Source organism: Streptomyces sp. NPDC027962, from assembly GCF_055566095.1.
This window is the reverse complement of sequence record NZ_JBVHTA010000023.1, coordinates 44,266-63,720: the sequence shown is the minus strand read 5'-3', so window position 1 is coordinate 63,720 and position 19,455 is coordinate 44,266. Positions and strand designations below refer to the sequence as shown.

At 70.4% G+C, this 19,455-nt stretch carries 20 protein-coding genes and 1 pseudogene; 8 read left to right on the top strand and 13 right to left on the bottom strand.

The features are described 5' to 3' along the window. Window positions 1-75: 75 nt before the first annotated feature. The 4 genes from pspAB to ACZ4SA_RS21890 are packed head-to-tail and all read right to left on the bottom strand — an operon-like array spanning window position 76 to window position 2,069. Entirely contained in the window at window positions 76-654 is a 579-nt protein-coding gene (gene pspAB, locus ACZ4SA_RS21905) for a PspA-associated protein PspAB (protein WP_468277005.1), read from the bottom strand. A gap of 19 nt (window positions 655-673) precedes the next feature. Further along, window positions 674-1,597, bottom strand: a complete 924-nt coding sequence (htpX, locus tag ACZ4SA_RS21900; protein WP_468277112.1) for a zinc metalloprotease HtpX — start codon at window positions 1,595-1,597, stop codon at window positions 674-676. Between the two features lie 29 nt (window positions 1,598-1,626). Further along, on the bottom strand, window positions 1,627-1,905 hold the full coding sequence (pspAA, locus tag ACZ4SA_RS21895) for a PspA-associated protein PspAA (RefSeq protein WP_468277002.1): 279 nt from the start codon (window positions 1,903-1,905) through the stop codon (window positions 1,627-1,629). Then, entirely contained in the window at window positions 1,902-2,069 is a 168-nt protein-coding gene (locus ACZ4SA_RS21890; RefSeq protein ID WP_468276999.1) for a hypothetical protein, read from the bottom strand. Before ACZ4SA_RS21890 ends, pspAA begins: the two co-directional genes overlap by 4 nt. A 648-nt stretch (window positions 2,070-2,717) precedes the next feature. On the opposite strand from ACZ4SA_RS21890, the pseudogene ACZ4SA_RS21885 reads away from it, so the two are divergent. The 7 genes and pseudogenes from ACZ4SA_RS21885 to ACZ4SA_RS21855 form a co-directional block, all read left to right on the top strand. Next, window positions 2,718-2,878, top strand: a pseudogene (locus ACZ4SA_RS21885) (Lrp/AsnC family transcriptional regulator); the annotation flags it as partial. Window positions 2,879-2,936: 58 nt separating this feature from the next. After that, window positions 2,937-3,584 carry an ABC transporter permease gene (locus ACZ4SA_RS21880; RefSeq protein WP_468276996.1) on the top strand — a complete coding sequence of 216 codons (648 nt, stop codon included), beginning with the start codon at window positions 2,937-2,939 and terminating at the stop codon, window positions 3,582-3,584. Then, a complete protein-coding gene (locus ACZ4SA_RS21875; RefSeq protein ID WP_468276993.1) occupies window positions 3,577-4,863 on the top strand; it encodes an ABC transporter ATP-binding protein in 1,287 nt (428 codons plus the stop codon). Before ACZ4SA_RS21880 ends, ACZ4SA_RS21875 begins: the two co-directional genes overlap by 8 nt. 98 nt (window positions 4,864-4,961) lie before the next feature. Beyond that, window positions 4,962-5,729, top strand: coding sequence for an ABC transporter permease (locus ACZ4SA_RS21870; RefSeq protein WP_468276991.1), 768 nt, complete (start codon window positions 4,962-4,964; stop codon window positions 5,727-5,729). Beyond that, entirely contained in the window at window positions 5,729-6,718 is a 990-nt protein-coding gene (locus ACZ4SA_RS21865) for a glycine betaine ABC transporter substrate-binding protein (protein WP_468276988.1), read from the top strand. The genes ACZ4SA_RS21870 and ACZ4SA_RS21865 overlap by 1 nt, the downstream gene beginning before the upstream one ends. A gap of 245 nt (window positions 6,719-6,963) precedes the next feature. Then, window positions 6,964-8,850, top strand: a complete 1,887-nt coding sequence (locus ACZ4SA_RS21860; protein ID WP_468276986.1) for an AMP-dependent synthetase/ligase — start codon at window positions 6,964-6,966, stop codon at window positions 8,848-8,850. Between the two features lie 445 nt (window positions 8,851-9,295). Beyond that, complete coding sequence (locus ACZ4SA_RS21855) at window positions 9,296-9,511, top strand: hypothetical protein (RefSeq protein ID WP_468276984.1); 216 nt, start codon at window positions 9,296-9,298, stop codon at window positions 9,509-9,511. Between the two features lie 332 nt (window positions 9,512-9,843). Here the strand turns inward: ACZ4SA_RS21855 and ACZ4SA_RS21850 are convergent, their stop codons facing one another. The 7 genes from ACZ4SA_RS21850 to ACZ4SA_RS21820 all read right to left on the bottom strand — a co-directional run bounded on the left by ACZ4SA_RS21850 (window position 9,844) and on the right by ACZ4SA_RS21820 (window position 16,588). Then, the gene (locus ACZ4SA_RS21850; RefSeq protein ID WP_468276981.1) at window positions 9,844-10,422 is read right to left on the bottom strand and encodes a hypothetical protein; all 579 of its coding nucleotides are present in this window, start codon (window positions 10,420-10,422) and stop codon (window positions 9,844-9,846) included. Next, entirely contained in the window at window positions 10,419-11,585 is a 1,167-nt protein-coding gene (locus ACZ4SA_RS21845) for an ROK family glucokinase (protein WP_468276978.1), read from the bottom strand. Before ACZ4SA_RS21845 ends, ACZ4SA_RS21850 begins: the two co-directional genes overlap by 4 nt. A gap of 101 nt (window positions 11,586-11,686) precedes the next feature. Next, complete coding sequence (locus ACZ4SA_RS21840; RefSeq protein WP_468276976.1) at window positions 11,687-12,514, bottom strand: ATP-binding cassette domain-containing protein; 828 nt, start codon at window positions 12,512-12,514, stop codon at window positions 11,687-11,689. Then, window positions 12,515-13,576 (bottom strand): ABC transporter permease, encoded by a 1,062-nt coding sequence (locus tag ACZ4SA_RS21835; RefSeq protein ID WP_468276973.1) that lies wholly within the window; start codon window positions 13,574-13,576, stop codon window positions 12,515-12,517. After that, on the bottom strand, window positions 13,573-14,586 hold the full coding sequence (locus tag ACZ4SA_RS21830) for a sugar ABC transporter substrate-binding protein (protein ID WP_468276971.1): 1,014 nt from the start codon (window positions 14,584-14,586) through the stop codon (window positions 13,573-13,575). Before ACZ4SA_RS21830 ends, ACZ4SA_RS21835 begins: the two co-directional genes overlap by 4 nt. A gap of 164 nt (window positions 14,587-14,750) precedes the next feature. Next, a complete protein-coding gene (locus ACZ4SA_RS21825; RefSeq protein ID WP_468276968.1) occupies window positions 14,751-15,749 on the bottom strand; it encodes a sugar ABC transporter substrate-binding protein in 999 nt (332 codons plus the stop codon). A 119-nt stretch (window positions 15,750-15,868) separates the two neighbouring features. After that, window positions 15,869-16,588 carry a GntR family transcriptional regulator gene (locus ACZ4SA_RS21820; protein ID WP_468277110.1) on the bottom strand — a complete coding sequence of 240 codons (720 nt, stop codon included), beginning with the start codon at window positions 16,586-16,588 and terminating at the stop codon, window positions 15,869-15,871. Window positions 16,589-16,744: 156 nt separating this feature from the next. Here ACZ4SA_RS21820 and ACZ4SA_RS21815 point away from each other — a divergent pair, with 156 nt between their 5' ends. Beyond that, complete coding sequence (locus ACZ4SA_RS21815; RefSeq protein ID WP_468276966.1) at window positions 16,745-17,749, top strand: Gfo/Idh/MocA family protein; 1,005 nt, start codon at window positions 16,745-16,747, stop codon at window positions 17,747-17,749. A 72-nt stretch (window positions 17,750-17,821) separates the two neighbouring features. Here ACZ4SA_RS21815 and ACZ4SA_RS21810 read toward each other — a convergent pair whose 3' ends face one another. Next, entirely contained in the window at window positions 17,822-19,018 is a 1,197-nt protein-coding gene (locus ACZ4SA_RS21810) for a cytochrome P450 family protein (RefSeq protein ID WP_468276964.1), read from the bottom strand. A gap of 20 nt (window positions 19,019-19,038) precedes the next feature. Beyond that, complete coding sequence (locus ACZ4SA_RS21805) at window positions 19,039-19,455, bottom strand: PaaI family thioesterase (RefSeq protein WP_468276961.1); 417 nt, start codon at window positions 19,453-19,455, stop codon at window positions 19,039-19,041.

Genomic DNA, 19,455 nt, shown 5'->3' with positions numbered 1-19,455 from the left:
CGACCGGCGGTGCTGCTTCGGCCCGGACCCGCATACCGCCGATGACGCCGACGGCTCGACGCCGGTCGCCCCTTGTCACAGGCCCGGGGCGCCCCAGAGCGGGAACCAGCGGGTCAGGTCCTGCTCGATGCGCAGGTCGTCCCTGAGTACGGCCTTGACCTGGAGTTCCAGCGGGTTGTCGCGCTTGTTGCCCGGCAGCGGGGCGAACGGGTAGAAGGTGCCGCGCTTGTAGAGGTAGACCAGCGCGAGGTGACGCGGCCCCGCGTCGTGGAAGGCCACCAGGGAACAGAGGAGTTGTGGGCCGAAGCCGCTGTCCTGCAGGGCGGTGTTGACCGCGTGGAGGTCGCTCACGAGGGCGGGCAGATCGCCCGGCGGGCGGCGGGAGATCAGCCACGAGTAGCCGTACGTGTCGCGGCTGGACTCCACCGGTGCGCCGCCGCGTTCGGAGTCGGCGTCCAGGAGGGCCCGTACCTCCTGATGGACCTGGGCGAAGGCGCCGCCTTCGATGGCCGCGAAGCAGACCGAGCCCGATCCGGTCGGGGTGAACCCGGTCGCGGCCTGGAGGGTGATCGCCGCCGAGGGCAGGGCGAAGAGCTGGTCCAGGTCGGGCCTGGCCGGCTTGGTCCGGCCGAACAGGGTGTCCCAGAAACCCATGGGGCTCGATCTCCTTCCGTCACACCCCGTCCGGCCCGCCGCCCGCCTCTCCGAGCTGTGCGGAGAGCTCCGCGAGCGCCTCGAGCCGACGTTCCAGGGTGGGGTGGGTGGAGAACATGTTCGCCACGGCCGTGCCGGGCCCGAGGGCGGGGGTGAAGAAGAACGCATTGAACGCCTGGGCGGTGCGCAGATCCCGCGTGGGGATGCGGGCGATGTCGCCGCTGACCTTGGTCAGCGCGGAGGCCAGGACGGACGGCTTGGCGGTCAGCATGGCGGCCGCGCGGTCGGCCGCCAGCTCGCGATAGCGGGACAAGGCCCGGATGAGCAGGAAGCTGAGGGCGTAGACGAGGGCTGAGACGCCGATCACCGCCAGGAAGACGACGGCGGTGTTCTGGTCCCGCTGGCTGCGTCCGCCAAGCAGCTGGGAGTAGAAGGCGAAGCGGACGACGAGACCCGCGATGACGCCCAGGAACGAGGCGATGGTGATCACCGCCACGTCACGGTGAGCGACGTGGGAGAGCTCGTGGGCGAGGACGCCTTCGAGTTCCTCGGTCTCCAGGCGGCGCATCAGGCCGGTGGTCACGCAGACCACGGACTGGTCGGCGTTGCGGCCGGTGGCGAACGCGTTGGGCAGGTCCATGTCTGAGACGGCCACCCGAGGTTTGGGCATGTCCGCGGCGGCGCACAGCCGGTCGACGACCCCGTGCAGCCGGGGCTGCTCCTCGGGCGTGACGAGACGGCCGTGCATGGCGTACAGGGCGATCCGGTCGGAGTACCAGTACTGCGCGCCCAGCAGGACCGCGGCGATGACGACCACCAGGACGACGGACTTGAGCAGCACGATCAGTGCCGCGACGAACGCCACGTAGAGCAGGCCGAGCAGGAACATGGTGACCGCCATGCGGGCGGTCAGCTGCCGGTCGGGCTCGAAACGGCTGCGCATCGCCATCACCCCATCACTCCGTCACCCCGTCACCCCGGGATCAGACCCTCGTCGGAGAGCAGCTCGCGCACCTGCGGGAGGCTGGTCGTCTCATCGGGCAGCACCAGATCCGACGGTGTGATCCGCTCGTCCGGCAGCGGCGTGCCGAGGGTGCGTGCGGCGTCCAGCAGCGCCGACAGGGCGGACGCGAAGGCCGTCTCGTCTCCCGCGTCGGCGGCCGCCTGCAGGGCGGAGTCCAGCTGGTTGAGCCGGTCGAGGTGCTCGTCGGCGATGTCGTACTGGCCCTCGCCGAGAATCCGCATGATCATGACGTCTCCTCCCGCCGGGTCTCGGCGGCTTCGGTCGCCTCCGGGATCTGCACCTGTTGCCCGTAGGAGTGGTCCAGGACCTCGCGCGGGTCCTCCGCCTCGTCCAGTGCCTTGTTCGCCTTGGTCCGGAAGAGGGTGGTGATCCGTTGGGTGATGCTGGTCATGGTGGCCGCCTTCCGATCGAGGCCGGCGCCGCGTCACAGTGACTCCTCTTCCATTGTCCGGTCACGACACCCGCACGGCAGTTCGATCAGCAGCTCAGGATGGTGAGCACGGAGCCCGAGCCCACCTGGATGGTGGACGGGCCGTTGCCCAGCGCGCTCCAGACCTCGACGCGGATGGTTCCGCCGTCCAGATCGCCCAAAGCGCCAGAGGCCGAGTGCAGGCCCTGTCTGGCCGAGGATGACCCGCCGCCGCGGCGAGGCCGCCCGTGGATTGCCCGGTCAGGCAGCGCAGCCGTACTGCTTGGCGAGATTGGAGGCGACTTCCCGCACCACGGTCGCACTGTCCTTCTTGTGGCCGGGGGCACTTGTCGGCGTCCCCCATGCCGTTCTGGTACCACTGCTCGGTGATCGCCTGGAGGTGGTCCTGGTACTCGCCGGGGCTCGCGTTCAGCTCCTGTTTCGTGAGCCCGCGGAACGTCGCCGTCCCGCGCAACATGCCGAACACACCCGCCCGTGTTCTATCGCTCTGCCTGGCGCGGGAAGGGGCGATCGGTGTGACCGGGAGTGCTCCCGTGAGAGGGGCACTTGCCGAAGCCCGGCTCCGCCGGACTGCCGCCCGAACGCGGTACTCCTCGCCGCCGGCGGGGTGGTGACAGGCTGTGCCGTTTGGTGGCACGCTCGAATGCGGACTTGCGGCGCGTGATCGACCGGATGGTGGGATTCGATGGCATCGTGCGGGCCCCGACGGCGATCACGATGGAGATCCGAGGCCGCTCCGGATCACTCCACTGGTGCGCCAGGCGTCGCGGCAGGCGCCGTATGGACCGCTGACCGCTGGAGGACCGGCCTTGAGGGAGGGACCGAGAAGTGAGCTTCTGGGAGTACCTGGGCACCCGCTACCAGCAGCTGCTGGTGGACGCCGGTCAGCACGCCAGCGCCGTCTTCCAGTGCATGGTCGTCGCCACGGTGCTCGGGGTCCTGATCGGCGTCCTCACCTACCGCACCGAGTGGGCGGGAAACCTCGCGATCACCACGACCGCAAGCATCCTGACCATCCCCTCCCTGGCTCTCCTCGGCCTGCTCGTCCCGGTCGTCGGCCTCGGCGTCGCGCCGACCGTCATCGCGCTGACGCTGTACGGACTGCTGCCCGTGGTCCGTAACGCGGTCGTCGGGTTGCGCGGAGTCGACCCGGCCCTCGTCGAGGCCGCCAAGGGCATGGGGATGTCACGGTTCGCCCAGCTGCTCAGGGTCGAACTGCCCCTCGCCTGGCCGCCGATCCTCACCGGTGTCCGGGTGTCGACCCAGATGCTGATGGGCATCGCGGCGATCGCGGCCTTCGCCTCGGGGCCCGGGCTCGGCAACCAGATCTTCCGCGGGATCTCCAGCCTGGGCAGTGCGAACGCGCTCAACGAAGTACTGTCGGGGACGCTCGGAATCGTCGTCCTGGCCCTGCTGTTCGACGCCGGGTACGTGCTGATCGGACGGCTCACCATCTCACGGGGGATCCGTGTCTGACTCTGCCGAAATCGTCGAACCGACCTCCCCGACGTCCGGCGCCGCAGGCCCCGGCGGATCCGCCGGGCCCGACCGGCCGGCCGCCACCGGCGCGAGTATCCGGCTGGGCAACCTCACCAAGCGCTATCCGGACAGCCAAGCCCCGGCCGTGGAGGACGTGACCCTGGACGTCGCGGCCGGCGAAACCGTGATCCTTGTGGGGCCCTCGGGCTGCGGCAAGAGCACCACCCTCAAGATGATCAACCGGCTGATCGAGCCGACCTCGGGGCGGATCACCATCGGCGGCGAGGACGTCACCGGCATCAACCCCGTGGCGCTCCGCCGCACCATCGGCTACGCCATCCAGGCCACGGGCCTCTTCCCGCACATGACCGTCGCCGAGAACATCGCACTCGTGCCGAAGATGGCAGGCTGGTCCCGCGCGAAGGTGCGGGACCGGGTCGAGGAGATGCTCGAACTGGTCGGGCTGGATCCCGGGGAGTTCCGCGGCCGCTATCCGCGCCGGCTCTCCGGCGGCCAGCAGCAGCGGGTCGGGGTGGCGCGGGCGCTGGCGGCCGACCCGCCCGTGCTGCTGATGGACGAGCCGTTCGGGGCCGTCGACCCCATCACCCGCGAGCGCCTGCAAGACCAACTCATCCGATTACAGCGCGAGTTGCGCAAGACGATCGTCTTCGTCACGCACGACTTCGACGAGGCCATCAAGGTCGGCGACCGGATCGCGGTGCTGCGCGACCGGTCGCAGATCGCCCAGTTCGACACTCCGGAAGCGATCCTGGCCAGTCCGGCGGACGACTTCGTCGCCGGTTTCGTGGGCGCGGGAGCCGGGATGAAGCGGCTGCACCTCAAGCGCGTACGGGAGGTGGAGCTCGCCGACGTCCCGACCGCCACCGTCGACGACCCGCTCGAGACCGCCCTGCACCTGCTGGACGCGGGCTCCCCCGCCGCCGACCACCTGCTGCTACTGGACCGGGAGCGCCGCCCGCACTCCTGGCTGCGACGCGAGGACCTGACGCGCGCCCGGAGTGCGCAACCCGCCGGAGACCCGCTGCCGTTGGCGGCGGGCACCCCCGTGCGGAGCCGGATCGGGGTGGACATGACGCTGCGGGACGCGCTGGAGGCGCTGCTGGCCGACGGTGCGGGCCGCGTCGCGGTCACGGGACAGGACGGCGCGTACGCCGGCGTGGTGGACATGTCGACACTGCTGAACGCGATGCACGGGGCGCAGGGCGAGCGGGGAGCCGAGGAGGCTCGGCCGACCGGCCGGGGTGAGCCCGCGTGAGCCGGAGCGAGGCCGAAGCCGGGGACGGTGGCGGAGCCGCTCCCGAGGCCGGTTACGGGTCCCCGGCTCCAGGGCCAGGGCCAGGGCATGACGAGCCCGTGACCCGGCTCGCCGCACTGGACCGGGTCCCGCCCCGTATCACCTGGCAGAAGCTGGTGACGCTGCCGGCCTTCGTCGCGGTCGTCCTCGGCGCCACCGCGCTGTATCTCCGCACCACCGAGCTGGACTCGATCGCCAGGAACGCCCTCGCAGACGGCGCCGTGCGCACCGCACTCCTCCAGCAGACCGAACTCGTCGCGATCTCCACCTTCTTCGTGCTCGTCATCGCGATCCCGCTGGGCATCGCGCTGACGCGCGGGGTCCTGCGCCGGGCCGCACCGCCGTTCGTCGCGGTGGCCAACATCGGCCAGGCGACCCCGGCCCTGGGCCTGCTGGCGCTGCTGGTGATCTGGCTCGGCATCGGCCAACGAGCCGCCCTGGTCGGCATCGTGGCATTCGCGGTGCTGCCGGTGCTGAGCAACACCGTGGCCGGCCTGAAGGCCACCGACCCGGCACTCGTGGAGGCGGCGCGCGGCATCGGGATGTCGCCGCTGCTGGTGCTGTTCCGGGTCGAACTCCCCCTGGCCGTACCGCTGATCCTGGCGGGCGTACGGACCGCGCTGGTGCTGAACGTCGGCACCGCGACGCTGGCCACCTTCGGCGGCGGAGGAGGACTCGGGGACCTGATCTCCTCCGGCATCACCAACCAGCGCATGCCGGTGCTGGTGCTCGGCTCCGTACTGACGGTCGCCATGGCGCTGATCGTGGACTGGATTGGGATGCTCGTCGAGTTGCTGCTGCACCCACGCGGCCTGGAGGTGGACTGATGCGCCTGACCCGGGTACGGACGGCCGTCGCGGGCGCGGGCGCCCTGCTGCTCGCCGCCGCAGGGCTGAGCGGCTGCGGACTGACCAGCGGCAGCCCGCTGGCCGACTCGGTGCAGCCCGGCTCCATCGGGAAGGGGCGACCGCTGGAGGGCGCCCAACTGACCGTGACCTCCAAGGAGTTCACCGAGCAGATCATCCTGGGCAAGATCATGGGGCTGGCCTTCAAAGCGGCCGGCGCGGAAGTCCTGGACCGGACGAACATCCAGGGCTCGATCGGTGCCCGCGAGGCGGTCAAGTCCGGTGCGGCGGACGGGATGTACGAGTACACGGGCACGGCCTGGATCACCTACCTCGGTCACACCAAGCCGGTCGTCGACCCGTACGAGCAGTGGGAGGCCGTACGCGACGAGGACCGCCGCAACGGCATCACCTGGCTGCCCGCCGCCCCGCTCAACAACACCTACGCGCTGGTCGCGAACCGGGCGAATGCGCAGAAGTACCGGCTGCGCACTCTCTCCGACGTGGCACGTCTGACGAAGAAGGACCCGGGCGCGGCGACGATCTGCGGCGGAAGCGAGTTCTCGGTGCGCGAGGACGGCCTGCCGGGCGTGGCGAAGACATATGGATTCGCCCTCCGGCGCGGGAACTTCAAAAAGATGGACGACGGCGTCGTCTACACCCAGGTCGCCAAGGGCGCGGCCTGCACCCTCGGCGTGGCGGCCACCACCGACGGCCGCATTCCGGAACTCGGGCTGAAGGTGCTGGAGGACGACCGGCACTTCTTCCCCAACTACAACGCGGCACCCGAGATGAACAGCGCCACGATGAGGAAGTACCCCGCCATCGCCGACGTCCTCGCCCCGATCACCAAGCGGCTGACGGGGGCCGAGGCCCAGCGGCTGAACGCCCGGGTGGACGTGGACGGGGAGGACCCGCACGAGGTGGCGAAGGACTGGCTGGTGCGGGAGGGCTTCATCCGGGAGGGCTGACAGACGGCTTCGCGTCAGGCTTGAGCCTGCACAAGGTCCCGGAAGCGGCAGCGAACCGCGATGCCGCAGACGCTGCCTCCGGGCCCTTGCCGGCGCCCGCACTCGAGGACGCAGAGGGGCGATTGAACGTTTCCGCCCCCACATCCCTTACGCGCCGGCAGGTTTGCCTCTAGTCTCACTTTGCCTGCGAGTTACCTGCCAGTTAACAAGTTCTTGAATGGGCGCATTCGGGCCCGGAGGTCAATGTGAGTTCCGCACAGTCCCTTCTTGAAAGACGCCCGGTTTCCGTGGCGCATCTCTTCCTGTCGAGAGTCGAGGCCACACCCCACGGCGAGGCTTACCGTTACCCCGCGCCGGCTGGGGACGGTACCTCCAGCACCGAGGAGTGGCGCTCGCTGACCTGGGCGCAGGCCGCCGGGCGCGTCAGGGCGATCGCGGCGGGGCTGCTTGCCCTCGGGGTGCGGCGCGAGGAGCGGGTGGCGATCTCCTCCTCGACGCGGGTGGAGTGGATCCTGGCCGACCTGGGTGTGATGTGCGCGGGCGCCGCCGCCACCGCCGTCTACCCGAGCACCAATGCCGATGAGACGGTGTACATCCTCTCCGACTCCGGCAGCCGGGCGATATTCGTCGAGGATGCCGCGCAGCTGGCCAAGGTGGTCGCCCACGCGGACCGCCTGCCCGAGCTCGGCCACGCGATCGTCTTCGACCCCGGGACGGACATCCCCAAGGTCGAGGGGCTGGAGATCCTGTCCCTCGCCGAGCTGGAGAAGCGCGGGGTCGTGTACCTGGAAGAGCACCCGGATGCGATCGAGCAGGCGGTCCGGGGCATCGAGCGCGAGCACCTCGCCACCCTCATCTACACCTCCGGCACGACCGGCCGGCCCAAGGGCGTGCGCCTGGTCCACGACTGCTGGTCGTACCAGGGCGTCGCGCAGGAGGTCAGCGGACTGCTGCGCTCCGACGACGTGCAGTTCCTGTGGCTGCCGCTGTCCCACGTGTTCGGGAAGGCCCTGATCTCCGGACAGATACGGACCGGTCACGTGATGGCGGTGGACGGGCGCGTCGACCGGATCGTCTCCAACCTGCCCGCGGTCCGGCCCACCGTGATGGCGTCCGCACCGCGGATCTTCGAGAAGGTCTACAACGGCATCGCCGGCCGGGCGCGAGCCGAGGGGGGCGCCAAATACAAGATCTTCCTGTGGGCGGCGAAGGTGGCCCGCGACTACGCCAGGACCGGGCAGGAGAGCACGACGGCGACCGGCAGGCGCCGGATACCCCTGCCGCTCACCGTTCAACACGCCGTCGCCGACCGGCTCGTGTACGGCAAGATCCGTGCGGCCTTCGGAGGCAATCTGCGCGGCAGCGTCTCCGGCAGCGCCGCCCTCGCTCCGGACATCGGCTACTTCTTCTCCGGCGCCGGTGTGCACGTCTTCGAGGGCTACGGCCTGACGGAGACCAGCGCGGCCTGCACCGTCAACCCCGCCGAGGGCTACCGGGTCGGCACGGTGGGCACACCGCTGCCCGGCACCGAGGTCCGCATCGCCCCGGACGGCGAGGTCCTCCTGAGGGGCCCCGGCATCATGCGCGGCTACCACAACCTTCCGGAGAAGACGGCAGAGGTCCTGGAGAGCGACGGCTGGTTCCACACCGGCGACATCGGCGAGGTGGACGGGGACGGGTTCCTGCGCATCACCGACCGCAAGAAGGACGTGTTCAAGACCTCGGGCGGCAAGTACGTGGCGCCCACCGAGATCGAGGGCCGCTTCAAGGCCGTCTGCCCGTTCGTCAGCAACATCCTGGTCATCGGCGACGGCCGCAATTACTGCACCGCCCTGATCACCCTGGACGAGACCGTCATCATGCCCTGGGCGGCGTCCCACGGGCTCGGCGGCCGGGGCTACGCCGACGTCGTCTCCTCGCCCGAGGTCCACGAGCTGATCGACGGCTTCGTCCAGCGGGTCAACGGCGGCCTGCAGCGGTGGCAGACCATCAAGAAGTTCTCGGTGCTGCCGCGCGACCTCGACGTCGAGCACGGCGAACTCACCCCCAGCCTCAAGGTCAAACGCCCTGTCGTGGAGCGCGAGTACGCCCAGGCCATCGAAGCGATGTACGAGGGGTCCCGCGAAGCCTGATCTCTGCCGGTGCGTACACCGGCCGTACAGGCCACTGGGCTCTGGTGCCGAGCGTCGACGACCGACAGGTGGCTCGCGCTTGCACGGTCAAGCTCCGGGTCACTCCTTGGAGGTCGTCTTCGCGGGCAACGACCCCGTGGACGTGGCGCTGGATCACGCTCGGTCTCCTGGCAGGGGCGACCGTCGGCGCCTGGGCGATCAAGCCGAGGAGCGGCCCCGGCCGAAGCTGCGGACGTCGCCCACGACGAGTGTCTCGACGGTGCTCCGCCACTGACCGGTGATGGGCCGGACTCCGCTTGGGAGGGACCTTCGGCCCTCTGCAAGGACTTCCCGGGAGACGAGACTGGAAACGCACACCGGGAGAGGACTCCTCGTCCGGGCCAGGTCGCTTCGGAGGGCGGGGCCGTCGCACCGTGGGGCCCGCACACGATCGCTGCGGAGGCTGATGATGACAACAGGGAACAGCGGAGCAGGACAGGTACCGCAGAGCACGGATGAGCGCCTGCGCCTCCTGGAATCGCAGGTGGAGACGCTCGCCGGTGCCATCAGGGCACTCGCCGAGGGCCTTGAGGAGATTCCGTCGCAGGACGCGGAGCGGAAGGGGCAACCTGCGCGCGGCGCTCGGCTGGCCCATGAGCTGCTGCTGTCGCAGGGACTGTAGGAGCACATCGTCCATGCGCCGATGACGACCCCGCGTCGTCGAGTGCCCTGGGCGCACGGGCCCGACGCCCATGAAGGGGGCCGGCAAGGTGGGCGGGCCGTCGCGAGCGGCCTGGTACGCGTCGAGCAGCGCGCGGTGCGCGGCGGCCCGACCGTCTAGGGCGTGTTTCGAAAGTAGCGTCGTCCGCCCGCAGGGCGGGGCCCGCGGCGTCTGGTGCGTGCAATCGCAAGGCGGAGGATCATCCTCGTACTGGACGTACTTGGATGACTCCGACAACGCAGCGAGTGCGCGTGCCAGACGTCGTGGGCCAAGCGGGACTTTCGAAACACGCCCTAGGGGTTCGCGGTGGAGACGACGTAGACCCAGGGCTTGTCCGGCTCGGTCAGGTCGACCGTGATGTCCTGGCTCGGCCTCGGGTCCTTCTGCGTGTGCACGGTGCCCGCCCACGCGCGGCCCTCGAGGCCGAAGTTCCAGCCCACCACCCCGGAGTCGCGGTCGCTGATGGTGACCTTGCCGTCCTCGAGCGCGGCCCGGCTCGTCCCCAGGTCCTCGAGGAACGTGTCCAGCCCCTTGTCGGAGGTGCGGAACTGCACGTACAGGCGGCTGGTCTTCCAGTTGCTGGTCTCGTAGTAGGCGACCCGCCAGGCACCCTCAGGGATCGGCACCTCGAAGATGCGGCGCTTCATCAGGGAGGGCCAGAAGCCGCGCAGCCCTTCCGCGGCGGACTCCGCCTGCTTGTCGCGGCCGCTGGCGCGGCTCTGCTCGGCGGAGATCACACCGTAGCCGGCCGGGATGCCGATGAGCAGCACGATGACGATCGCGGTGATCCAGCGGCGCACGATCATGTGCCGCCGGCCCTCGGGGGCCGGGGGCGGGGTCGGCATGGTCTGGCGGGTGGTCAGCGTGGTCATGACGGCGGTTCCTGTGGGAGGCGTACGGAGCTCGGGTTGCGCAGGGCCTGGGCGTAGCGCTCGTAGCGTTCGTGGCGTTCCACCCGCCGGCGGTTGGCGCGGCGGAAGCGGCGCGCCACGAGCCGGGCGAGGTCCGCCGCGCCGACCATACCGGCTTCCGGGCCGAGCTGGGCCTTGGCGATGCGCGCCTCCGGACGGTAGCCGCGGCCGGTCAGGTGGCGCCGGAAGGCGTCCCTGGCGGGGCCGATCAGCAGGTCGTCGGCCGCGCTGACGCCCCCTCCGATCACGAAGCAGGACGGGTCGAGGGCGGCGGCGAGGTTGGCGATGCCGACGCCGAGCCACTGGCCGATGTCCTGGAACAGCTCGATGCACATCGCGTCGCCCTCGCGGGCAAGCTCGGTGATCAGCGGTCCGGTGATGTCGCTTACGTTGCCGCCGACCCGGTCGATGATGTTGTACGCGACCGGGGAGTCGGCGGCGGCCAGCTCGCGGGCCTCGCGGACCAGGGCGTTGCCGGAGCTGTACTGCTCCCAGCAGCCGCGGTTGCCGCAGGGACATCGATGGCCGCCGGGCACGACCTGCATATGGCCGAACTCGCCGGCGACGCCGAACTTGCCCCGCTTGACCTTGCCGTCCTCGAGGATCGCGCCGCCGATACCCGTGCCCAGCGTGATCATCACGAGGTGGTCCTCGCCGCGCCCGGCGCCGAAGCGCCACTCCGCCCATGCGGCGGTGTTGGCGTCGTTGTCGACCAGGACCGGTACGGCGAGACGGGCGGAGAGCGCGTCGCGCAGGGGCTCGTTGCGCCAGGCGAGGTGGGGCGCGAAGAGGACCTTGGAGCGGTCGGCGTCGACCCAGCCGGCCGCACCGATACCCACCGCGTGCACGTCGTGGCGGTCGGAGAGGTCGAGGACCAGCTCGCAGATGGTGTCCTCGACGACCTTCGGGCTCTTGGACTTCTCCGGGGTCTCGGTACGGATCTTCTCCAGGATGATCCCGTCGGCGTCGACGACGCCCGCCATCACCTTGGTGCCGCCGATGTCGATGCCGACGGTGGGTACCCGCGGCGCGCTGAGGTGCGAGCGCCGCTCCCGCGTGCCGACGGTCTTGAGGACGGTCGCGCGTGCGGTGCCTCGGTTCGTGAAGTCGCGGTACGTACTCAAGTCGTCCCTGCGGGTCGTGGTGGCCGGTCCGGATCCCGGGGCGGGTGGGGCCCGCCCCCTCGATGCTAGTAGGCGGCGCGCCACCTCCCCGACGCGTACACCTACCCCGCTGGCCGTTCCTTGTCGACGGGATGGCCGCCGAGGTGGGCCGGCACGGGGGCCCGCTCGAGCTCGTGGCGCAGGTCCTCCAGCTCGCTGCCGCCCGCCATCTGCCTGGTGAGCTCGTCGAGTGTGACGGACTCCTTGGTATGGCTGGCCGACATGACACCGCGCTTCAGCAGGACGAAACGGTCCCCGACCAGATAGGCGTGGTGCGGGTTGTGGGTGATGAGCACCACGCCCAGACCGGCGTCCCGTGCCGCGGCCACATACTTCAGCACCACGCCGGACTGCTTCACTCCGAGGGCGGCGGTCGGCTCGTCGAGCACCAGCACCTTGGCGCCGAAGTACACCGCCCGTGCGATCGCGACGCACTGGCGCTCCCCGCCGGACAGGGTCCCGATGGGCTGGTCGACGTCCCGCAGGTCGATGCCCATCCGCAGCAGCTCCGCGCGGGTCGTCTCCCGCATGGTCTCCACGTCGAGCCGCCTGAACGGGCCGGCGCCCCTGGTGGGCTCGGAGCCGAGGAAGAAGTTCCGCCACACCGGCATCAGCGGGACGACGGCGAGATCCTGGTAGACGGTGGCGATGCCCCGGTCCAGTGCCTCGCGCGGCCCGGAGAGGACGATCTCCTCGCCCTCGATGCGGAGCGTGCCCGCGTCGTGCCGGTGGAGCCCGGCGATGATCTTGATCAGGGTCGACTTGCCGGCACCGTTGTCGCCGAGGACACAGGTGATCTCACCGGCGTGCGCCTCGAGTGAGACACCTTCGAGGGCCCGGATGTTGCCGTAGTACTTACTGACGTCGTCGAGCTCGACAAGGGCACTCATTTAGGTGGTCGCCTCCGCACGCTTGCGTACCCATGCGTTGAGCAGGGTGGCCAGGAGGAGCATCGCTCCGAGGAAGAACTTGAACCAGTCCGGGTTCCACTCCGCGTAGACGATGCCCTTGCTGGTCATGCCGAAGATCAGGGCGCCGACCGCGGAGCCGATCGCGGAGCCGTAGCCGCCGGTGATCAGACAGCCGCCGATGACCGCCGCGATGATGTACGTCAGCTCGTTGCCGACGCCCTCGCCGGACTGCACCACGTCGAACGAGAACAGCAGATGCTGGCCGGACACCCAGGCGGCGAAGCCCACGCCCATGTACAGGAAGATCTTGGTCCTGTTGACCGGGACGCCGACCGCACGGGCCGCGTCCGCGCCGCCGCCCACCGCGAAGATCCAGTTGCCGAAGCGGGTGCGCAGCAGGATCCAGGTGGCGAGCGCGACCAGCACGAACCACCACACGATGGTCGCCTTGATCGTCGTGCCGCCGACAGCGAACTCGGCGAAGACCTTCCTGGCCGAGACGAAGCCCTCCATGTCCCCGATGGACTTGGTGGAGACCGTGCCGCTGATCAGCTTGGTGAGGCCGAGATTGAGGCCCGTGAGCATCAGGAACGTACCGAGCGTGATGATGAAGCTGGGCAGTTTCGTACGGGTCAGCATGAAGCCGTTGAAGGCGCCGAGCCCGAGGGTGACCAGCAGCGACACCAGGACGCCGACCCACACGTTGGCCGTCATCCGGTAGCTGAACATCGAGGAGACCAGCGCCGAGCTGGTCACCATCACACCGGCGGACAGGTCGAACTCGCCGCCGATCATCAGCAGTGCCACCGGCACCGCCATGATGCCGAGGGTGGATGCCGCGTACAGGACGGTCGCGAGGCTGGACGTCTGGAGGAAGGCGTCCGCGAAGACCGAGAAGAAGACGAAGACCGCCAGCGCGCCGACGACGGAGCCGAGCTCGGGCCGGCCCATCAGCTTGCGCAGCGGCGAGGTGCGCAGCAGCCGCTCGTCGGGCCTGTCCAGCGCCTTGCCGGGTGCGGCAGGTGGTGCGGCCTGGCTCATCGGGTCCCCCGCTCCGTGTATTCCTCGAGTTCGGCGGCGTCCTTCTCGGTGATGATCTGGGGTCCGGTCAGTACGGGCCGCCCACCGCCGAGGACGTCGGCGTTGTACTTGTACAGCCACAGCAGATCGACGGCCTGGTAGCCCTGGAGGTAGGGCTGCTGGTCGACGGCGAAGCCGAGCGTGCCCTCCTGCAGTGCCCCGGCGACCTTGGCGTTGATGTCGAAGGTGTCGATCTCGGCCTTCGACTCCGCGGTCCTCTTGGCCTGGACGGCTGCGTCGGCGAACGGCGCACCGAGGGTGACGACGGAGTCGATGGACCGGTCGGCCTGGAGCTTCGCCTCGATGGAGGCCTGGACGTCGGGCATGTTGGTGCCGTCGACGTACAGGTTCTGCATCTCGCCGCCGAAGGTCTTCTTCGCACCGGCGCAGCGCTGCTCGTGACCGACGTTGCCCTGCTCGTGCAGGACGCACAGCGCCTTCTTCTTGCCGCGTGCGTCGAGCTCCTCGCCGACCGCCTCGCCGGCGACCGTCTCGTCCTGGCCGATGTGGGTGAGTGCGCCGAAGGCCTTGGACTGCTCGGAGCCCGAGTTCACCGTGATCACGGGGATGCCGGCGTTGCGGGCCTTGGCGACGGCCGCCTTCATGGCGTCGGGCTTGGCGAGGGTGACGATCAGCGCGTCGACCTTCTTGGAGATGTAGGAGTCGACGAGCTGGGCCTGCTGCTGCCCCTCGTCGCTGTGGGCGTAGAGCAGGTTGACGTTGTCCTTGGCCGCGGCCTGCTTGGCGCCGTTCTGGACGATGTCCCAGAAGGTGTCGCCGTCGCCGGAGTGGGTGACCATGGCGAAGGTCCAGCGGGGCGTGTTCACCGCGGCCTTGCCGGCCGCTGCCTGTGCCTTGCGGGCATCCTCCGCGCGCTTGCCTCCGGTGCTGCTGCATCCCACGAGGGAGGCTCCGAGTACCGCCGCCAGCACCGCGCCCAGCGCGCGTATCCCTGTCCTTGCCCTTGCCACGAGGTGGTGCCCTTCTTGCCGTACTCGCTGTGCTGCCTGCTGCGGCCGGCCCCGGGATCCACCCGGCGCGGCCGCCCAAGTATCGGTCATGGCTGGTGGCGGGGTAGGCAGTGGGGGCGGCCCGGCCGCACAGGGCGCCGGCCGGGCGCCCGTCGCAGGACATGTCATCGCGTGCCGTCGGCCGTGAGCTTCTCCAGCGCCGGGACGTCCTTCTCCGTGACGAGCGCCGGGCCGGTGAGGATCGGCTTGCCACCGCCGATGACGTTGCCGTTGACCTTGTTGAGCCACAGCTCGTCGACGGCGAGATAGCCCTGGAGATAGGGCTGCTGGTCGACGGCGAAGGCGATCTCGTCGGCCTTGAGCCGCGCCACCACCTCGGCGTTGAGGTCGAAGGTGCTGATCTGCGCCCCCGAGCCCGCGCCCTGTTTCGCCTTCACCGACGCGGCGGCGAAGGGAGCGCCCAGGGTCACCACGGCGTCGATGTCCTTGGTGCCCTGGAGCTTCGCCTCGACGGACGAGGTGGTGGCGGGCATGTTCGTGCCCTCGACGTTGAGGTTCTCCACCGTGCCCTCGAAGGTCTTCCTCACGCCGGCGCAGCGAGCCTCGAGGGAGACGTTGCCCTGCTCGTGGATGACGCAGAGCGCCTTCTTCTTCCCCTGCTCGTTGAGTTCCTCGCCGACGGCCTCACCGGCGACCGACTCGTCCTGGCCGATGTGGCTGAGGGCGCCGAGGTCCTTGGAGAACTCGGCTCCGGAGTTGACGGTGACGACGGGTATACCGGCCGTGACGGCCTTCTTGACGACGTCGCCCACCGCTTCCGGCTTGGCGAGGGTGACGATGATCCCGTCGACCTTCTGGTCGATGTACGTCTGGACCAGCTGCGCCTGCTCCTTGCCCTCCGGGCTGGCCGCGTAGAGGAAGTCGACGTTGTCCTTGCGGGCGGCGACCTTGGCGCCGCTCTGGACGATGTCCCAGAAGGTGTCGCCCTGGCCGGAGTGCGTCACCATGGCGATCTTCATCCGGGGCGTCTTCGCGGCCTCGCCGGCCGCGCCGTCCCCGGACGACTTCTCCTCGGCGTCCTTGCCGCCGGAACTGCTGCATCCGGCGACGACGACCAGGGCACATGCGGCGAGCAGGGCTGCTGCCGTGCGGGTGTTTCGCATGGTGGGTCCGCCTTCTCTCCCGGCCGCCCGGTTGCGGCTGGGTGAGTTTCTACGGCGGCCCCGCGACCCCGTCAAGACTTTGTCCGAACATTCTTACGCGGAGCCCCTGTGGGGCCGCGTCAGGGACGGACGAGCAGCTGGAACTCGAAGGCGTAGCGCGAGGCGCGGTACACGTGGGAGCCGAACTCGACGGCGCGGCCCGTGTCGTCGAAGGTGGCGCGCTCCATCGTCAGCAGCGGCGCCCCGTCCGGCTCACCGAGCAGCTCGGCCTCCTCGGCCGTCGCGGCGCGGGCGCCGACGGACTGGCGGGCGCTGTGCAGGGTGATGCCCGCGGCGCGCATCATCCGGTACAGGCCGGTGGCCTCGAGCCGCTCGGTGTCGCAGACCAGCAGGCCCGCGGGCAGATGGTTGCGCAGCCGGGCCATCGGCTCGCCGTGGGCGTACCGCAGCCGTTCGATCAGCCTGACGTCGCTGCCCTCCGGCACACCGAGCGCGGCGGCGACCTCCGCGCTCGCGGGCTCGACCACATTGCCGAGCACGACCGTCGCGGGCCGCTGGCCGGCCGCCTCCAGGTCGTCGAAGAGGCTGCTGAGCTCCAGTGGGCGCCTGACCTGGCTGTGCACGACCTGGGTGCCGACGCCGCGGCGACGCACCAGCAGCCCCTTGTCCACGAGGGACTGGATGGCCTGGCGGACGGTCGGCCGGGACAGACCGAGGCGGCCCGCCAGCTCGATCTCGTTGCCGAGCAGGCTGCCCGGAGTCAGAGCCCCCCGCTCGATGGCCGATTCCAGCTGCTGCGACAGCTGGAAGTAGAGCGGGACCGGGCTGGTCCGGTCCACGCTCAGCTGGAGCGACAGGGACGGTTCCGTCTCGTGTCTGGGCTGCTTGGGCACGTGGGGGAGCGTAGTCGCACGCCATGTTGACGGGAAGCCGTGAGGTTCGATTGTCAGGACAAAGTCTTGACAGCATGGCGGCCCCACCTCCACCTTTGGGCCATGCGCATCGGACTCATCGGGACGGGACGTATCGGCAGCTTTCACGCGGGCGTGCTCAGCCGCCATCGTGAGGTGGGTTCACTGGTCGTGGCGGACACCGACGCGGCCCGTGCCGTGGCAGTGGCGGACCGCTGCGGGGCCACCGCCGCCCCCAGTGCGAACGAGGTCTTCACCTGGGGCGTGGACGCGGTGGTGATCGCCTCCGCGACCGCCGCACACGCCGAACTGATCGCCCGCGCGGCGCGCGCCGGGCTGCCGGCATTCTGCGAGAAGCCGATCGCCCTGGACCTGCCGGGCACGCTCGGGGCACTGCGCGCGGTCGAGGAGGCGGGCACCGAGCTCCAGCTGGGTTTCATGCGGCGCTTCGACGCCGGCTACACGGCGGCCCGCGAACTGGTCCGCTCCGGACGGCTCGGCCGGCTGCACACGGTGCGGGCCATCACCTCCGACCCGGCGCCGCCGCCCGCCGACTATCTGCCGCTGTCCGGCGGGCTGTACCGGGACTGCCTGGTCCACGACTTCGACATCCTGCGGTGGGTCACCGGCCGCGAGATCACCGAGGTGTACGCGACCGGCTCCGACGCGGGCCACGCCATGTTCCGCGAGGCGGGAGACGTCGACACGGCCGCCGCGCTGCTCACCCTCGACGACGGGACGCTGGCCACGGCGACCGCGACCCGCTGCAACGGCGCGGGCTACGACGTGCGGATGGAGCTGGCCGGCGAGCTGGACCAGGTGGCGGTCGGGCTCGACGACCGTACGCCCATCAGCTCCACCGAGCCGCACGGCCTGCGGCCCGTCGACAAGCCGTGGCCGGGCTTCCTCGAACGGTTCGCGCCGGCGTACGAAGCGGAACTGGACGCGTACGTACGCCTGGTCCTCGGTGAGGCGGAGAATCCGTGCGACGGGCGCGAGGCGCTGACCGCGCTGCGGGTCGCGGAGGCGTGCGAGCGCTCGCGCAGGGAGCACAGGCCGGTGCGCCTGGACGAGATCCCGGCGCAGTGACGCCCACGGCCCGCCCGCGCGCCGCCTCGTCGCACGCGCGGCCCGCGCCGCCCGTCGCCTCGGCGCGCCCCGCTACCAGCGCACCGGCAGCCGCTCCGGCCCCCGGATGAGCATGCCGGTCCGCCACGCCAGTGCGGCCGGGTGGGCGTCCAGCGCGAGGTCCGGGCATCGCTCCAGGAGCGTACGGATGGCGATGCGCGCCTCCAGGCGGGCCAGCGGCGCGCCCAGGCAGTAGTGGATGCCGTGCCCGAAGGCCAGATGGCCTCTCGTGTCCCGGCGGATGTCGAAACGGTCCGGCTCCGGGAAGCGCGCCGGATCGCGGTCGGCGTCGGCGATCGCGATCAGCACCAGCTGTCCGCCGCCCGGGACGGTGGTGCCGCCGATCTCGTACGGCGTCGTGGTGAAGCGGTACGTCGGGGTCTCGACGGGGCCGTCGTAGCGGAGCATCTCCTCCACCGCGCCGTCCATCAGTGAGAAGTCGGCGCGCAGAGCGGCGAGTTGGTCGGGGTGGGTGAGGAGGGCGAGCACGCCGTTGGCGATGAGGTTGACGGTGGTCTCGTGTCCGGCGACCAGCAGCAGCCAGGCCATGCCGAGCAGTTCGTCGCCGGTGAGCCGGTCGCCGCGGTCCTCGTCGGTCCCGTGGATCAGCGCGCTCATCAGGTCGTCGCCGGGCTGTTCGCGCTTCTCGGCCAGCAGCTCGGTCAGGTACTGGGTCAGGCGGCCCGCGGCCTGCTCCCGTGCTGCGGGGTCGGTCGCCGCGAGGGCGGCGTTTGACCAGGTACGGAAGGAGTCCTGCGCCAGGAACGGCACGCCGAGCAGCTCGCAGATGACGGAGATCGGCAGCGGGAACGCCAGCGCGTCGACCAGATCCGTCCGGCCGGCGGGCAGCATCCGGTCCAGCAGTTCGTCGGTGATCTGCTGGACGCGCGGGGCGAGTTGCTCGACGCGCCGCATGGTGAACTCGCGGGCGACGAGCTTGCGCAGCCGGGTGTGCAGGGGTGGGTCGGCGCTGAGCATGGTGATGCCCGAGGACAGCTGGGCGATGCCGAGCTCCGGCGAGACGTTGCGCCACTCCTTCGACAGCGAACTGTCGGCCAGCGCGGCTCTTCCCGCCTCGTGGCCGACGACCAGCCAGGCGTTGTGCCCCTCGGGCATCCGCACGTGGTGCACAGGGCCCTGGGCGCGTAACCCGGCGTAGACGGGATACGGGTCGCGGGTGAAATCCTCGCCCAGCGCGGCGAGATCCACCAGGGCGGTTCCAGTCGTCACAGTCGTCTTCCTCTCGCTGGTCACGGTTGCGCGGACAGTACGGTGCCCTGCGCGACGGCGCAGAGGGTTTCCTCCCCCTCCGCGCCCAACGTGAACAGGTCACAGCGGACGACGGCCTGCCGCCGGCCGCTGTGCACGACGGCGGCACGGGCGACGAGGGCCCGCCCGGTGGCAGGCCGTACGTACTGCACGGAGAATCCCCCCGTCAGCACGGCGGGGCCGAGGGTGGTTCCGGCGGCGAAGGTCATGGCGTTGTCGGCGGCGTAGGCGATGACGCCTCCGTGCAGGAATCCGTTCTGCTGGCGCAGCTCGTCACGGGCAGTCACTTCGAGCACCGCCTCCCCTCCCCCGAACGCGGCGATCCGCGCCCCGACCAGCCTGCTGAAGGGCTGGCTGTCGAGGACCTTGCGGGCGGAGTCGAGATCAAGTCCGTGCAC

Excerpts from the sequence above, each read along its gene's own strand:
- ACZ4SA_RS21865 (WP_468276988.1), top strand. The coding sequence starts at position 5,729 with ATGCGCCTGACCCGGGTACGGACGGCCGTCGCGGGCGCGGGCGCCCTG.
- ACZ4SA_RS21815 (WP_468276966.1), top strand. The coding sequence starts at position 16,745 with ATGCGCATCGGACTCATCGGGACGGGACGTATCGGCAGCTTTCACGCG.
- ACZ4SA_RS21890 (WP_468276999.1), bottom strand. The coding sequence starts at position 2,069 with ATGACCAGCATCACCCAACGGATCACCACCCTCTTCCGGACCAAGGCG.
- htpX (WP_468277112.1), bottom strand. The coding sequence starts at position 1,597 with ATGCGCAGCCGTTTCGAGCCCGACCGGCAGCTGACCGCCCGCATGGCG.
- ACZ4SA_RS21825 (WP_468276968.1), bottom strand. The coding sequence starts at position 15,749 with ATGCGAAACACCCGCACGGCAGCAGCCCTGCTCGCCGCATGTGCCCTG.
- ACZ4SA_RS21855 (WP_468276984.1), top strand. The coding sequence starts at position 9,296 with ATGATGACAACAGGGAACAGCGGAGCAGGACAGGTACCGCAGAGCACG.
- pspAA (WP_468277002.1), bottom strand. The coding sequence starts at position 1,905 with ATGATCATGCGGATTCTCGGCGAGGGCCAGTACGACATCGCCGACGAG.
- ACZ4SA_RS21850 (WP_468276981.1), bottom strand. The coding sequence starts at position 10,422 with ATGACCACGCTGACCACCCGCCAGACCATGCCGACCCCGCCCCCGGCC.
- ACZ4SA_RS21835 (WP_468276973.1), bottom strand. The coding sequence starts at position 13,576 with ATGAGCCAGGCCGCACCACCTGCCGCACCCGGCAAGGCGCTGGACAGG.
- ACZ4SA_RS21840 (WP_468276976.1), bottom strand. The coding sequence starts at position 12,514 with ATGAGTGCCCTTGTCGAGCTCGACGACGTCAGTAAGTACTACGGCAAC.
- pspAB (WP_468277005.1), bottom strand. The coding sequence starts at position 654 with ATGGGTTTCTGGGACACCCTGTTCGGCCGGACCAAGCCGGCCAGGCCC.